This window comes from Breoghania sp., from assembly GCF_030066895.1.
Taxonomy (GTDB): domain Bacteria; phylum Pseudomonadota; class Alphaproteobacteria; order Rhizobiales; family Stappiaceae; genus Breoghania.
The window spans coordinates 137,601-150,686 of sequence record NZ_JASJAV010000003.1 but is presented as its reverse complement, the minus strand read 5'-3'; the positions used below and the strand labels follow the sequence as shown (position 1 = coordinate 150,686).

Annotated in this window: 14 protein-coding genes and 2 pseudogenes; 6 read left to right on the top strand and 10 right to left on the bottom strand. The window is 61.0% G+C overall.

What is annotated here, in order from left to right; genetic code table 11:
• Nucleotides 1-76: 76 nt before the first annotated feature.
• The 5 genes and pseudogenes from QNJ43_RS05965 to QNJ43_RS05945 all read right to left on the bottom strand — a co-directional run bounded on the left by QNJ43_RS05965 (nucleotide 77) and on the right by QNJ43_RS05945 (nucleotide 4,383).
• Nucleotides 77-1,055 (bottom strand): annotated as a pseudogene (locus tag QNJ43_RS05965) (WD40 repeat domain-containing protein).
• A gap of 268 nt (nucleotides 1,056-1,323) precedes the next feature.
• Nucleotides 1,324-1,719 carry a hypothetical protein gene (locus tag QNJ43_RS05960; protein WP_300468225.1) on the bottom strand — a complete coding sequence of 132 codons (396 nt, stop codon included), beginning with the start codon at nucleotides 1,717-1,719 and terminating at the stop codon, nucleotides 1,324-1,326.
• Nucleotides 1,720-1,722: 3 nt separating this feature from the next.
• Complete coding sequence (gene rlmN, locus QNJ43_RS05955; RefSeq protein ID WP_300468223.1) at nucleotides 1,723-2,979, bottom strand: 23S rRNA (adenine(2503)-C(2))-methyltransferase RlmN; 1,257 nt, start codon at nucleotides 2,977-2,979, stop codon at nucleotides 1,723-1,725.
• Nucleotides 2,980-3,121: 142 nt separating this feature from the next.
• Nucleotides 3,122-3,616 (bottom strand): invasion associated locus B family protein, encoded by a 495-nt coding sequence (locus tag QNJ43_RS05950; protein WP_300468221.1) that lies wholly within the window; start codon nucleotides 3,614-3,616, stop codon nucleotides 3,122-3,124.
• A 98-nt stretch (nucleotides 3,617-3,714) separates the two neighbouring features.
• Nucleotides 3,715-4,383, bottom strand: a complete 669-nt coding sequence (locus QNJ43_RS05945; protein WP_346432873.1) for an RNA methyltransferase — start codon at nucleotides 4,381-4,383, stop codon at nucleotides 3,715-3,717.
• 156 nt (nucleotides 4,384-4,539) lie between these two features.
• Here QNJ43_RS05945 and QNJ43_RS05940 point away from each other — a divergent pair.
• A pseudogene (locus QNJ43_RS05940) lies at nucleotides 4,540-5,505 on the top strand (NADPH:quinone oxidoreductase family protein).
• Nucleotides 5,506-5,530: 25 nt separating this feature from the next.
• Here QNJ43_RS05940 and QNJ43_RS05935 read toward each other — a convergent pair.
• The 3 genes from QNJ43_RS05935 to QNJ43_RS05925 all read right to left on the bottom strand — a co-directional run bounded on the left by QNJ43_RS05935 (nucleotide 5,531) and on the right by QNJ43_RS05925 (nucleotide 7,530).
• On the bottom strand, nucleotides 5,531-5,926 hold the full coding sequence (locus QNJ43_RS05935) for a response regulator (RefSeq protein WP_300468219.1): 396 nt from the start codon (nucleotides 5,924-5,926) through the stop codon (nucleotides 5,531-5,533).
• A 144-nt stretch (nucleotides 5,927-6,070) separates the two neighbouring features.
• The gene (gene hpt, locus QNJ43_RS05930; protein WP_300468217.1) at nucleotides 6,071-6,625 is read right to left on the bottom strand and encodes a hypoxanthine phosphoribosyltransferase; all 555 of its coding nucleotides are present in this window, start codon (nucleotides 6,623-6,625) and stop codon (nucleotides 6,071-6,073) included.
• Between the two features lie 62 nt (nucleotides 6,626-6,687).
• The gene (locus tag QNJ43_RS05925; RefSeq protein WP_300468214.1) at nucleotides 6,688-7,530 is read right to left on the bottom strand and encodes a hypothetical protein; all 843 of its coding nucleotides are present in this window, start codon (nucleotides 7,528-7,530) and stop codon (nucleotides 6,688-6,690) included.
• Nucleotides 7,531-7,957: 427 nt separating this feature from the next.
• Between QNJ43_RS05925 and ftsE the strand changes: the two genes are divergently transcribed.
• From ftsE to QNJ43_RS05905, 4 genes are all read left to right on the top strand, one after another.
• A complete protein-coding gene (gene ftsE, locus QNJ43_RS05920) occupies nucleotides 7,958-8,617 on the top strand; it encodes a cell division ATP-binding protein FtsE (RefSeq protein WP_300468212.1) in 660 nt (219 codons plus the stop codon).
• A 6-nt stretch (nucleotides 8,618-8,623) separates the two neighbouring features.
• Nucleotides 8,624-9,751, top strand: a complete 1,128-nt coding sequence (locus QNJ43_RS05915; RefSeq protein WP_300468210.1) for an ABC transporter permease — start codon at nucleotides 8,624-8,626, stop codon at nucleotides 9,749-9,751.
• A 303-nt stretch (nucleotides 9,752-10,054) separates the two neighbouring features.
• Nucleotides 10,055-10,618: a YdcF family protein gene (locus QNJ43_RS05910; protein ID WP_300468208.1), complete on the top strand. Its 564-nt coding sequence runs from the start codon at nucleotides 10,055-10,057 to the stop codon at nucleotides 10,616-10,618.
• Between the two features lie 49 nt (nucleotides 10,619-10,667).
• On the top strand, nucleotides 10,668-11,447 hold the full coding sequence (locus tag QNJ43_RS05905; protein WP_300468206.1) for a 1-acyl-sn-glycerol-3-phosphate acyltransferase: 780 nt from the start codon (nucleotides 10,668-10,670) through the stop codon (nucleotides 11,445-11,447).
• A 110-nt stretch (nucleotides 11,448-11,557) separates the two neighbouring features.
• Here the strand turns inward: QNJ43_RS05905 and QNJ43_RS05900 are convergent, their stop codons facing one another.
• Nucleotides 11,558-11,818 carry a hypothetical protein gene (locus tag QNJ43_RS05900; protein ID WP_300468205.1) on the bottom strand — a complete coding sequence of 87 codons (261 nt, stop codon included), beginning with the start codon at nucleotides 11,816-11,818 and terminating at the stop codon, nucleotides 11,558-11,560.
• On the bottom strand, nucleotides 11,793-12,464 hold the full coding sequence (locus QNJ43_RS05895; protein ID WP_300468203.1) for a hypothetical protein: 672 nt from the start codon (nucleotides 12,462-12,464) through the stop codon (nucleotides 11,793-11,795). The genes QNJ43_RS05900 and QNJ43_RS05895 overlap by 26 nt, the downstream gene beginning before the upstream one ends.
• Here QNJ43_RS05895 and QNJ43_RS05890 point away from each other — a divergent pair.
• Complete coding sequence (locus QNJ43_RS05890) at nucleotides 12,450-13,049, top strand: hypothetical protein (protein ID WP_300468201.1); 600 nt, start codon at nucleotides 12,450-12,452, stop codon at nucleotides 13,047-13,049. The two genes, QNJ43_RS05895 and QNJ43_RS05890, sit on opposite strands and share 15 nt — an antisense overlap.
• Nucleotides 13,050-13,086 lie beyond the last annotated feature (37 nt).

Sequence of the window (13,086 nt, the reverse complement as noted above, 5' to 3'; positions counted from 1 at the left end):
CGAATCCAAGATGGACTTGAACCCACTGCGGTTCCGCGAACGGGGACGCGAAACCGGAGCTTTTGCGGGAAAGATTTCAAGCCAGTGCAATGATGCCACCGGCGCCTTCCTCGGTGCCGAAGGCGAGCTTCATGCCGTCGGCACTCCAGGAGAGAGCTGAAATAGCCCTCTCGCCGGGACGCCGCAGAACCCGCTCCGCCCCCGTCCATGAACCGACTGGCGAGGATCAGGCCGTCCTGATAGCCGATCGCGATGGCTTCATCGTCCGGGTGACAGGCAACCGAGGTCACCAGGTACCCTTCACCGCGCGCGCCGAACTGCAGGGGCTCCTGTCCCATAGGACCGGACTTGCCGGAGAACGGCCAGAGAATCGCAGCGGCCGCGCCGGATGTCGCCAGATAGCGCCCGCGAACCGACCAGAACATCGATTTGACCTTGCCTGGATACCCGGTCATGCGCATGTCATGCCCATCGGCGAGCTGCCACCCGTGCAAGGCGTTTTCCTACATGGACGTGACGACGTATTTTCCGTCCGGCGACCAGAGGATCGCATTGTGCGCCCCGGCCCAGGAAAACTTAGTCGGCTTGCCCTCGGTATTGATCCAATAGAGCGTCGCACCGCCGTATCGCACCATGGCAAGACGCATGCCCTTCGGCGCGAAAGCGAGATCGCCCACCGCACGATCGGCGGCGAATTCCTTCTCGACGCCCTTTGCGTCCCGCGTCCACGCGGTGCGCCCGCAGGTAAATGCCACGGCTCCGTCAGGTCCCGTGGCAAGAATGTCGATCCACTTGCGGAGGCGTTCGGCAAGGACCTCGAGCGTGCCGTCGCCCGAGATACGCACGACCCGCCCATCGTCGCCGGATGTCACCAGGCTTTTCCCGTCCCGCGCCGGACTTGCCGCCAGAACGGAGCCCTTGTGAGCCTGAACGACATGCGTTTCCGGCCCGATCAGATGGACGGCCCCGTCACCCAGGGCAAAATACGCGGTATCGCCGAGGAAACCAGCGGAAACGACGAAGGCATCGAAAGAATGGGAAGCAAGTGTGGGCATGGCGGACCGGTGTAACAATGTTCACAGAGGATGCATCGGGGCTAGCAGGCTCGGCGGTCGAGGACAAGCGGGTCCCGACTATTCACCGCCGACACCCGACCGATTCAGTGCAGACAGCGCCAGCTTGCGCGCTCAATAGGAGGCTCGATCACGTAGCGTCTTGCCGTTGCCGAAAGAAGCCGGATCCGCGACCCGCGATGAGCCAATAAACGAGACCGCCGACAAAACCGGCCGCCAGAAACAGGTTCCAGTCGGGCGGCAGGCGTTCCTACCCAGCCCCAGGAATCCAGGTCGCAACGAGAAGGACGATCGAGATCAGTCCTGCAACGAGCACATGATAGAGAATGGAGCGAAGTCGGAAGATCTCGGCCATGACGATCGCAAGTCCCGCCGGCACAAAGGCGAGACCGCCGATAACGCTGACCCCGACCGCTCCGACGACGATGCGCGTCATCGTATCGGCCAGATCCGCAACCTCTCCGGAGGCGTGGTAGTCGTAGATGAAGACGTCACCGCCGATGCGCCAATGATCGACCATCCAGGCCCCCGGCGCCCAACCGGGCACGGCGAAGGCCAGGAAGAAACTCGCCGCAACAGCTGCCAGGCAATAGGCAAAGGCAATGGCGAAAAGCCGTCCGAAGATGTGGAAGGCAACATGGCGCACCCGTCAGTCGCCGTGCGATATACCCTCGAGCTTCTCGCGTTCCGCCCGCCTCAACCGCTCGGATTCGCTCTTGAGCTGCCCGCAGGCGGCCGAAATATCGCGCCCGCGCGGCGTACGGATGGGCGAGGCATAGCCGGCCCGGTTCACGTAATCGGCGAAAATCTCGATCTGCTCCCACTCGGAACAGTCATAGGGCGAGCCTGGCCAGGGATTGAACGGGATCAGATTGATCTTCGCCGGCATTCCCTTCAGCAGCCGCACCAGTTCCTTCGCATCGTCGAGCGAATCGTTGACGTCCTTCAGCATGACGTACTCGAACGTGATGCGCTTGGCATTCGACAGCCCCGGATAGGAGCGGCAGGCATCCAGAAGCTCGTTCAGCGGATACTTCTTGTTGATCGGCACCAGCTTGTTGCGCAACTCGTCGCGCACCGCATGCAGCGAAATCGCCAGCATGCAGCCGATCTCTTCCCCCGCGCGCGCAATCATCGGCACGACGCCGGAGGTGGAAAGCGTGATCCGACGCTTGGAAAGGCTCAGGCCCTCGCCGTCCGAGGCGATCAGCAGCGCTTTCTTCACCTCGTTGAAATTGTAGAGCGGCTCGCCCATGCCCATCATTACGACATTGGAGACCATCCGCCCCTCATTCGGCACAATCGCGCCCTGCGGGGTGTACGCATCGGGGAAATCGCCAAGCCGGTCACGCGCGACCATGATCTGGGCGATAATCTCTTCCGAGGTCAGATTGCGCACCAGTGTCTGCGTACCCGTATGGCAGAAGGTGCAGGTGAGCGTGCAGCCGACCTGCGAGGAAACGCACAGCGTCCCGCGACCTTCCTCGGGAACGTAGACGGTTTCGATCTCCACCGGACGCCCGGCGCCGCGCGAGGGAAAGCGCAGCAGCCACTTGCGCGTGCCGTCGTTTGAGATCTGTTCGGTCACCAGTTCCGGACGCGCCAGCGTGAAGGTATTCGCCAGACGTTGGCGCAGGTCCTTCGACACGTTCGTCATCCGATCGAAATCGGTGAAGCCGCGCACATAGATCCAGTGCCAGAGCTGCGCGACCCGCATGCGGACCTGCTTTTCCGGCACACCGATATGCATCAGCGCATTGCCGAGTTCCTCGCGCGAACGACTGACAAGCGACGGCTTCTCCTCCGCTTCCGTGTGCGCAGGGGCATTCGCTGCCATGGGGGTCGGCTGCGGCCGTGCTGTCGCGCGTGCGGCGCGCATCTGGGACGTATCGAGGGATACCGCCATGGGTTTCTCTCTTGAACTCGGCTGTCTGATGAAGTGTCGATACGGCAAAAGGGGCGGCGACTGCCTGTCACCGCCCCCAGCCCGTGGCCTCTATATATCGTTTTTCGCCGGCGATGCGAGAGTCCCACGCTCGGCGAAAAGCTTACTGACAGGCCTTGTCGGCCGTGTTGATCGCAGCCGTGACGCCCGACAGCGACACCGTATAGGACGTGTTGGTATTGCGCGAAGAAACACCGGAGAGTTTCATCGAGTGTCCGGCCTTCATGGCCACAACCAGGCGCTGTTCTTCCGCTGCATTCTCCACCCAGGCGCCGTCGCCCTTGGTGAACATCGTGAACTTGTTGCCGTCGACATCGACCGCCACAGACGAACCTTCCTTGAACGGATAGCCGACCAGGAAGCTCGGCTCGTCGCGAACGTTCTCGCCGGGCCGTGTCGAGACGAAGACAAACACCTCGCCGTGATTGCGGTCGGCGGGCTGCATGTCGGTCGGTTTCGACAAGGCGTAGCAGACCTTGCCCTTCTGGCCGGAATGGGCATAGGCAGCCCAATCGTTGAACGTGCTCAGGAGGGAGGGGGACTGCGCGTTCGCGGCAGCGCCCGACAGAGCGAAGGCCAGAATGGCCATAGCCAGCATACGTGCGTACATCATCTCCAAACCGCTTTGCTTGAATAAAAACGGGCCGGCCGAATTCATCGGTCGTAAACCTCAATCAAAGGTTACCCAAACCAGGGTTACGAAAGGGTTGACCGTTCCGCAGGCCTTCCGTTTCGGGGGATAAGGGCATATCCGGTGGGACACGGACAACGCTGTCCCGAAAAATCTGGCGAGAGTGTGGCTCCTGACCACTTAACCCTTCCAAAGTTTGCCGCGTTTTTCCGGTTTGCGTGATCGGCCCACCATGGACATGCGCCGCGAGTTCCTACGCGCGATGCCCCGCCCACCAGGGGACGTTCGGCAAAACGCCCCATTGTCCGGACCCGGTGATACATCACGATTGCCCAGGCCGTTGCCACATTGATGCGAAAGCCGGTCGGAATGCAGATCACGTGATCGCAGCGCTCCAGCATCTGCGGCAAGAGCGAGCCGTGTTCCGGGCCCAGAACATAGACTGCCTTAAGCGGATGGCCGAAACTGGGCAGATCCACAGCATCGTCGATCAATTCCACACCAACCAGCTTGCAGCCGCCGGGAAGCTGCATGTCGTCGATCGATTTCCAGGCATAATACGGCGTGTGATCCGGCGTTCGCGAGGTGTCGGAGGGCGGAACGCGTCCCAGACGCTTGTTCGCATCAACGGTAAAGACGAACGACGCTCCGAACCCGTGCGCGGTGCGTATCAGATTGCCGAGGTTCATCACCTTCGACACGCCTTCGATTCCGATCGCGAAATAGCCGTGCATACAAGTACATCCCGCTTCTAACCGCCCCCTCGCCTACCGGAAGGGCGTCATTGGCGACCGCCGAACGGCCAATTATGGTTAACGAAATCTTTCAATGCCGCTGGGGTCATGGTACCAGCGGAGAGAGGATCTAGCGAAAAATGGGCTGAAACACAAATGAAGGCCGTCCTTTGCAAGGCTTACGGGCCACCGGACAGGCTCGCAGTTGAAAACCTTCCCGAACCGACTGCGGGTCCCGGAAAGGTTCTGGTGCGGGTCAAAGCCGCGGCGCTGAACTTTTCCGACACACTCATTATCGCAGGCCGTTACCAGATCCGGCCGGACATGCCCTTTTCACCGGGCGCCGGACTGGCCGGCGAAGTTCTGGAAGTCGAAGACGGCGTCACCCGTGTAAAACCGGGCGATCGTGTCGTCGCCTACCCCCGCTTCGGCACCTGCCGGGAGAAGGTGGTCGTCACCGAAGAGACGTCATCGCCATGCCAAAAGGCGTTTTCTTCGAGGTCGCGGCCGGAATTCTCGTGACCTAGGGCACGACGCTTCATGCCCTGTGCGGCCCTGCAGCCGGGCGAAACCGTTGCCGTGCTCGACGCCTCGGGCGGTGGCGGTTAGGCGATCGTTGAAATTGCAACGCTGATGGGAGCCCGCGTCATCGCCTGCGCCTCATCGGCGGAAAAACTCGAATTAGCCAAAAGCTTCGGCGCCGTGGAGACGGTGAACTATGCCGAGGAAGACCTCAAGCTGAGGCTGAAGGCGCTGACGGACGGATGCGGTGTCGACGTGGTCTACAATCCCGTCGGCGGCGACTACACCGAACAGGCGCTCAAGGCGACCGCATGGCGGGGCCGCTATCTCATCATCGGCTTTGCGGCCGGCGAGATCCCGAAAATCCCGCTCAATCTCGTGCTGTTGAAGGGATGCGATATCCGCGGCATCTTCTGTGGCGAAGCGATCGTGCGCGAATCGGAGGAGCACTGGGCGGATGTCACCCAGCTTCCCGATTGGGTCGTCGAAGGAAAACTGAAACCGCACATTCATGCGGTCTATCCGCTGGAAGAAACGGGCCGCGCGCTCGCAGAACTGGCGGAGAGGCGCGCGCGCGGCAAAGTGATCATCGAGCCTTGAGGCGAGATCCGCCGGGCGAGCGATGTCAGGCGTAGAGCTTGCGATCGTCGTCGATCACACCGGCAAGCGCCAGAGACACGGCACGACGGATGTCGGCCAGAGAGAACGGCTTGGTCACGACGTCATGGACCAGTGCTTCCAGATTGTGCGCCCGCTCGCGCTGATCGGCAAAGCCGGTCATCAGCAGGATACGCAGGGACGGCCAGTCGCGCGCAACGACCAGCGCCAGCGCGATACCGTCCATCACCGGCATCTTGATGTCGGAAAGCAACAGATCGAAATCGCCGTCGGCCTGCTTTATGACATCGACGGCCTGCCCGCCGTCTTCGGCGACTTCAACCGTATGGCCATCGAGTTCGAGAGCCCGCCTCACGAAAGAGCGAACCGCCTCGTCGTCCTCGGTCACCAGTATACGTGCCATCCTCAACCTCCTGTCCGGTACGCCGACCCTGATCGGCGTCGGAACGTCTGAAGCTGCATTGCCCGTTCTCGCAAAGCACAATGCCCCAGTATTTATTTCCATCATGTTATTGCATCGATTCTAAAGGATCGCCGCCAGTCAAGGCTATTTTGAGGCTGTATCGTCCGTCCCTACCAGATAGCCGATATACGGCAGTTGCCGGAATGCGTAAGCGGCGTCCATTCCATAGCCCACGACGAACTTGTCGGGACATGTGAAACCGACGTAATCGGCCTCCAGATCCGCCCCCCGACGGCCCGGCTTATCGAGCAACGCCGCCACCGAAACGGAGCGTGCACCGCGCGAGGCGATGAGATTGCGCGCAAAAAGCAGCGTGCGACCGGATTCCAGAATGTCATCGATGAGCAGAACGTCGCGACCCGCGACGTCGCTCCCGATATCGCGCAGGATCCTGACGGTGCCCGAAGACTGCGTCCCCGCCCCGTAGCTCGACAGATGAAGAAACTCCATTTCCGGCATCAGTCCGGCGCGGTGCATGGCGCGAATTAGATCCGCGGCGAAGACGAAGCTCCCCTTGAGGATGGCGACGGCCAGCAACCGTTCCGGCTTTGCCTCCGCCAGCGCACGAGCAATCTCGTCCACCCGTTGGGCGATAACGTCCTCATCATAGAGGACGGCGATTTCAGGAGTGGTCGTCATGTCGAACCCGAGTTCAAATATCTGTCTGGCGCTTGGTGCGGTCTGTGAAACGAAGGAGAACGTCAGCCGCAACATCGGGCGGTGAGGCCAATCTTGTGCTGAAACGCAAGGTTTGCCCCACACGCAGACGAAGCTGGCGCGGCTCGACCGTCCAGGCGTAGATCTCCTGGGAATCGCTGCTTCTCAGCGCCAGCCGGATCGCCGGGACATGTGCGGACGTATTGCGGATGTTTTCCACCGTGCCTTCGACGATCAGCATCGGCGCACCCCTTTTCGTATTCGCGGAACGTGCGCAGGTCGCGAAATCCCAGATCCCGCAAATTCACGTCCAGTCCGACGGCGGCGTAAAGATCGGCGAGGTTCGGAGAGGCCCGCACGATCGGCTCGCGCAGCGTGATCATCGTGATCGACAGGACAATTGACCCGGCGAAAAGGGCAAACCCCAGAACCGCGCGCATCTGCGGCGAAACCCAATAGCGCGCCGCAGCGCGCGAGGCCTTCTTGCGACCGCGCCGCTTCCTTCCGGCCGCAGCCGCGTGCTCGATATCCTCGACGGCCTCTTCGTCGCTCTCTCCCTCTTCATCATCTTCGGATGAAGAGGCATCCTTCAGCCCGATCTCGCTTTCCCAATCGTCGTTCGCGTCGCGTTTCTCGAGAGCCTGATCGGCCTCTTCCTCGTCCGCGCCTGCAAAAGCCCAATTGGGATCGTCGTCGAATTTCCCGTCGTCCTCGGAGCCGCCCTCTTCGTCCTGCTCCTCGGAGAGAGCGTTCTCCATCTCGTCCGTGTCGTCCGCATTGGACGCGTCGACCTCGTCCATCCAAGACGCATCGTCCTCATCGGACGTCCCGCTCGACGCATCGAACGGCATTTCCGAGGTCGTTTCGGGATCCATATGCCAGATCATCCCGCAGCGCGAGCAGCGCACATCACGAACATCCGGTGCAATGTTGGTTGCTCCGACCTCGTATGTTGTGCTGCAGTTCGGACAGATTATCTTCACGTCCGAATCACTCCCGCAGCCGCGTTTAAGCTCCCGGTTCCGGGCATTTTGCGCGACTTCAGAACGTCGGAACCACGGCACGCTCAGTATGCGAAATCGCGCACGACAGGGGACGCAGATATCTTTAATGAAACGTTAACCCGACCGCCCGCACGGAATTTGCCTGTTGATGATTTTTCCGGCACGAACAACCGCACGCTTGAGATATTCGAGTCCCCCCAAAACCCCGTTTGGCGAACGGTACCATGAATAACGTTACGTTCCTGTGCGAATTCCCCGCATCCGTAATCGCGCGGCAGTGCGACACAGTGCAACCGGGGAGCGCGTGCGCATGATCCGGTTCGAGAATGTCGGCCTGCGATACGGTATGGGCCCGGAGGTGCTGCGCGACATCACCTTCCGGATCGAACCGCAGTCGTTCCAGTTCCTGACCGGACCTTCGGGCGCCGGCAAGACGAGCCTGATGCGCCTTCTCTTCATGGCCCTGAAACCGACCCGCGGTCTCATCAAGGCGTTCGGGCGCGACACGGCAACCATTTCCCTGCGCGACCTACCCGTCGTGCGTCGTCGCATCGGGGTCGTGTTTCAGGACTTCCGCCTGCTCGACCACCTGACCACCTATGAAAACGTCGCGTTGCCCTTGCGCGTGCTCGGTCGCGAGGAGGCGCAGTACCGCGACGACGTGATAGAGCTTTTGAAGTGGGTCAGCCTCGGCGAGCGCATGCACGTGCAGCCTCAGGTGCTGTCCGGCGGAGAAAAGCAACGCGCAGCCATCGCGCGCGCATTGATCACGAAGCCGGAAGTGCTGCTTGCCGACGAACCGACCGGCAACGTCGATCCACCCCTGGCGCGGCGGCTTCTCCGGCTTTTCATCGAACTCAACCGACTGGGAACATCAATCGTCATCGCCACGCACGACTTCGGGCTGATGGAACAGATCAATGCCCGACGCCTCGTGCTGGCCGACGGCCGCATGACCATTTATGAATGACGCCGTATGAGCAAGGCACCGACCAGACAGCCGCCGAATGGCCCCGCCGCAAAACGCGCGGGGGACCGTTCCGCGCGCGAACCGATCGCGGAAAGGGACGCGGGCAAACGCCCCGCGAACGGTGACGACGGCAAGGGCGGCTCTGGCTCCCGCGGTCCGAAGCAGAAGACAAAGCGCTCCAAGTTGCGCAAGCCACCGCTCAAACGGAGACAGGCCAGAGGCAGCCAGCACACCATTCGTCCGCCGGCCGCAATCGTTCCCCAGCAATCCGTTGCGGGCCGCGCGCTGACGCTTGTCGTCGCCATCATGGCATTTCTCGCCTGCCTGACGGTCGGCGGCGTGACGCTCGTCAGCGATGCCGCCCATGACTGGCAAAACGATCTCGTGCGCGAGGTGACGATACAGATCAAGCCCATCGACGGCATGGACATGGTGCGCGAGATCGACAAGGCGATCGCGCTTGCCCAGAAATTTTCGGGTATCGGCGAGGTACGTGCGCTGTCTGACGAGGAGACCCGCTCTCTCCTGCAGCCCTGGTTGGGTTCCGACCTTGACCTGAAGTCGCTGCCCGTCCCGCGCCTCATCGCCGTCAAACTGACCAACCCGGAAACGGTCGATTTCCATGGCTTGCGCGATGCCATCAGCTCCAACATCAAGGGCGGCAGTCTCGACGATCACTCCGTATGGACGCAGAGGCTGTCCTCCATGGCTGGAGCGGTGGTTACCGGAGGCCTTCTCATCTTGATGCTGATGCTGATCGCCATGATGCTGAGCGTCGTCTTCGCCACCCGTGCCGCCATGGCGGGAAACCGGGAGGTCGTGGAAGTGCTGCACCTGGTCGGTGCGGAAAACAGCTTCATCGCCCGCGAGTTCGAGCGCCACTTCCTTTGGCTCGGTCTCAGGGGAGGAATTGCCGGCGGCGGCGCGGCGGCCGTGTCCTTCGTGATCTTCAACCTCATGAACAGCCGCGATACCGGCTTTGCCGGGGCGGATCAGGTCGCGGCACTCATTGGGGGCGCAGGCATCGGGCTGACCGGATATCTCGGGGTTGCGGGTGTCGTCGTTCTGGTGGCACTTCTAACCGCATTGACCTCCCGCATTGCAGTGCACAATCATCTCACGCATATGGACTAGCTTGTATCCCCGACTCGATCGGCAAGAACACGTCGGGCGTCGGTCGAGACACCATCTGCATCCGCAATATCGAACCGGCCCCTTTCGAAGTCCTGCAGACTTACCCCGCCGGGGCCCGATTCTGCTAGCATCATCTGAATCACCTAGACCGAGCTTCGTTCATCTGGAGACGAAACGCTGCTCTCGCCCCCGAATACGTCGAAAGATCGCACGGCCGATCGCCTTCACAGGCGACGTCGGCAGTTCGTTGCTGCCCTGGCGGTACTGAGCGGTGGTAGCGTCGCGCTGTTTCTGGCGGGATACGTGCTGTTTGCGATCCACGTCGTCTCGTTCGTGGCAGATCCGAAGGCGACCGCGGACGGGATCGTGGTCCTGACGGGCGGGCGCGAACGGGTATCGGGCGCGCTGAGCCTGTTGCAAGCAGGGCACGCCAAGCGCCTGCTGATTTCCGGCGTGCATCCCGCCACAACGCCACAGCAGATCATGAAGCTCACCGAAAGCGACGAAGGCATCTTCGATTGCTGCGTCGATCTCGACCGGCGGGCGAAAAACACGATGGGAAACGCGACCGAAAGCCACAAGTGGGCGGAGAAGCACGGCTTCAAGTCGCTGATCGTCGTCACCAGCGCCTACCATATGCCGCGCGGGATCCTGGAACTGCGCACCGCCATGCCGCATATGCTCTTTCTCCCCTACCCGGTCTTTGCCGCGGACCTCAATCTGCCGCACTGGTATCTAAAGGCGGAGACCATGAAGCTTCTCATGCGCGAATATGTGAAGTATATCGTCGCGTGGCTGCGCACGGGCGTGGAACCGGCGCAAGACGATACGACAACCGCAGCGGTTTCGACCGACGCTAAGCCCTGACGCCGGGGAGCGTTTTCAACAAACCCCGGCCAGCCCTGGACCGCTTCCTATGGTTCTTCTGCGCTCCGCGCTGTTCAATTTCTGCTTCTATTTTTACATCGTCGTCGCTTTGTTCGTTTACACGCCTGCCTTTTTCCTTCCGCGAAAAGTCGGCTGGCCGCTGGTCGTTCTGTGGGCGCGCGCAAGCCTGTGGATGCTGCGCGTGATCACCCGCATCAAGCTCGACGTGCGCGGACGCGAGAATATCCCCGAAGGCGGTTTCATCGTCGCCGCCAAGCACCAGTCCGTGTGGGAGACCTTCGCCCTCCTCACCCTGTTCCCCGACCCGACTTTCATCCTTAAGCGCGAGCTGACCTGGCTGCCGATCTTCGGCTGGTACACGATCAAGATAAAGATGATCCCGGTGAACCGCGGAAAGCGGTCCGCGGCTCTCCGCGCCATGACCGCCCATGCGCGCGACGCGGTTGCCGAAAACCGGCAGATCCTCATCTTTCCCGAAGGCACGCGCCGCCCGGCCGGGGGCGAACCCAACTACAAGTACGGCATCGTCCATCTCTACCGGGAACTGAAATGCCCGGTCCTGCCTATCGCCCTCAATTCCGGTCTGTTCTGGCCGCGCCATACCTTCAAGCGTTACCCGGGAACAGTCGTGGTCGACATTCTCCCCCCCATCGAGCCCGGGCTGCAGAACGGCGATTTCATTGACGCCCTGCAGACGTCGTTGGAAGAGGCCACGGACAACCTGCTTCTGGAAGCGGCACAGGCGAAGAACCCGCCGCCGCGCGCTTGTGAGATCGCCGTCGCCATCAATGACCGGCGGCGTGGATAATTCCCCGCAAAATCTCTCAGATTTCTCCCAAAACTTTGATTTAGAACACATTTCCAAGCCTTATCTCAACCCACACTGAACTCCATGTAATGTGGACAGGTTGTTGGTCATTAGATGCGGGAAACGTCATAGAAGCTGTCATTGACGGAATAGGCGATAGCCGGGTCCGCGGAATCGGCCGTCAGCCCCGAGAGAGCGCCCCACCCGATCGGAGCGTGTTTGGCGGGATCTTCGGCCGAAACGATCGTCGGGTATTGCGGTGCCTTGGCGCCATAGCGATAGATGCCGACCTGGGCACGGACGCCGTCATCCGCGCTGTCCTTTTCATTTGCGACAATGAAGAGATTACGCCAGGAGACCTTCCGTAGCAACGTGAGTGGGTAGGAACTGGACGAATTCTGGCTCCCCGCCGGTGTCCCGATAAACGGCCGTGAAATCTGCACGCTCAGTGCTGATGAAAAAGAGCTTCTCGCCGCCAAAGGTACCTGCGGCCGCGCCCTCTGGTTCGGTTCCCTTCTTGTGGGTGCGCTTGGTCGGATATTGTCCGGTACGCATGCCCATATGCTCCAACGTATTGCCGCTGTCGTAGAGCACATCGCCCTTTTTATTCCAGATGGTGAAGCCGCGCGACCCACCCTTGTAGTCGCCTTCGTTTGCGGTGACGAAGCGCTCATTATCGAGCCACGCAACCGCATCCGGCTCCCGGGGAACATCCGTGATCGACCCGGATGCATCGCTCATGCGCGCCTTTTTCACCGGAATGTTTTCAGCACTCGACGTTACGGCAGAGAAATGCGCCGCCACCTTTCCCGATGCCAGATCGATGATAGCCAGGTGATTGTTTTCTTGGATCGTCACGACCGCCTGATTGGTGGAATTAATCGAAACGAACTCCGGCTCGTGATCGTTGGTGGCGATTTCTGCAAGATCGCGAAGATCGATAATGCGTGCGCTATCCCAGTTGGTGGGCATACCGTCCTTGCCGAGGTCGAAAACCGTCAGATGACCGGCGGGCAACTGGGGGATTTCACCCTCGTTCAGATCTTCGTCGCGCTCGTTTTCGACAACGACCGCAACAAACCGCTCATCGGGACTGACGGCGACGGAATCCGGCTGCCCACCGACGTCGCACATCGCCTTGACCTCATGGGAAGGAATGTCGACAACGCTCAGATTGCCCGACGGATTGGCATAACTTTCGCTGGTATTGACGGCAGTGAGCGCGAAGTGACCCGCGATGCCGACCGAAATCGGTTCGCCGTGAAGCGCGACCCGCCCCTTGGAAAGCAGTTTCGCGGGATCGCTCGCATCGATGAAACCCAGGGCTTCGCCGGAACTGTCGGTGAAGATGAGGGTCTGGCCGTCTTTGGAAGCAGCAATAATTTCTGCGGCCGTCTCGGTCGCCTGATCGACGCCTTCAGGCAGCGTCTTGTAGACGGGGAAGGTCTCGATCCGGTCGAAGAAGGACAGTTCGGCCGCCGAAAAAGTACAGCGCAGCGCAGCGGTCAGCGCAAATCAAAACAATGGAAGGAAGCGAGTGGGTTTGGCACACATGGAGAACCTCAAGGCTTATTGACGCCATTCTCTGCCTCGCCATGTTAGCTGCGGTCATTCGGACCCTCGTGACGTTGTCGCGAAT

What these genes read in the sequence shown, in the direction of transcription:
- rlmN (WP_300468223.1), bottom strand. Translation starts at nt 2,979, where the DNA reads ATGGCGGTATCCCTCGATACGTCCCAGATGCGCGCCGCACGCGCGACA.
- QNJ43_RS05950 (WP_300468221.1), bottom strand. Translation starts at nt 3,616, where the DNA reads ATGCTGGCTATGGCCATTCTGGCCTTCGCTCTGTCGGGCGCTGCCGCG.
- QNJ43_RS05945 (WP_346432873.1), bottom strand. Translation starts at nt 4,383, where the DNA reads ATGCACGGCTATTTCGCGATCGGAATCGAAGGCGTGTCGAAGGTGATG.
- QNJ43_RS05935 (WP_300468219.1), bottom strand. Translation starts at nt 5,926, where the DNA reads ATGGCACGTATACTGGTGACCGAGGACGACGAGGCGGTTCGCTCTTTC.
- hpt (WP_300468217.1), bottom strand. Translation starts at nt 6,625, where the DNA reads ATGACGACCACTCCTGAAATCGCCGTCCTCTATGATGAGGACGTTATC.
- QNJ43_RS05925 (WP_300468214.1), bottom strand. Translation starts at nt 7,530, where the DNA reads ATGATCTGGCATATGGATCCCGAAACGACCTCGGAAATGCCGTTCGAT.
- ftsE (WP_300468212.1), top strand. Translation starts at nt 7,958, where the DNA reads ATGATCCGGTTCGAGAATGTCGGCCTGCGATACGGTATGGGCCCGGAG.
- QNJ43_RS05915 (WP_300468210.1), top strand. Translation starts at nt 8,624, where the DNA reads ATGAGCAAGGCACCGACCAGACAGCCGCCGAATGGCCCCGCCGCAAAA.
- QNJ43_RS05905 (WP_300468206.1), top strand. Translation starts at nt 10,668, where the DNA reads ATGGTTCTTCTGCGCTCCGCGCTGTTCAATTTCTGCTTCTATTTTTAC.
- QNJ43_RS05890 (WP_300468201.1), top strand. Translation starts at nt 12,450, where the DNA reads ATGACCGGCGGGCAACTGGGGGATTTCACCCTCGTTCAGATCTTCGTC.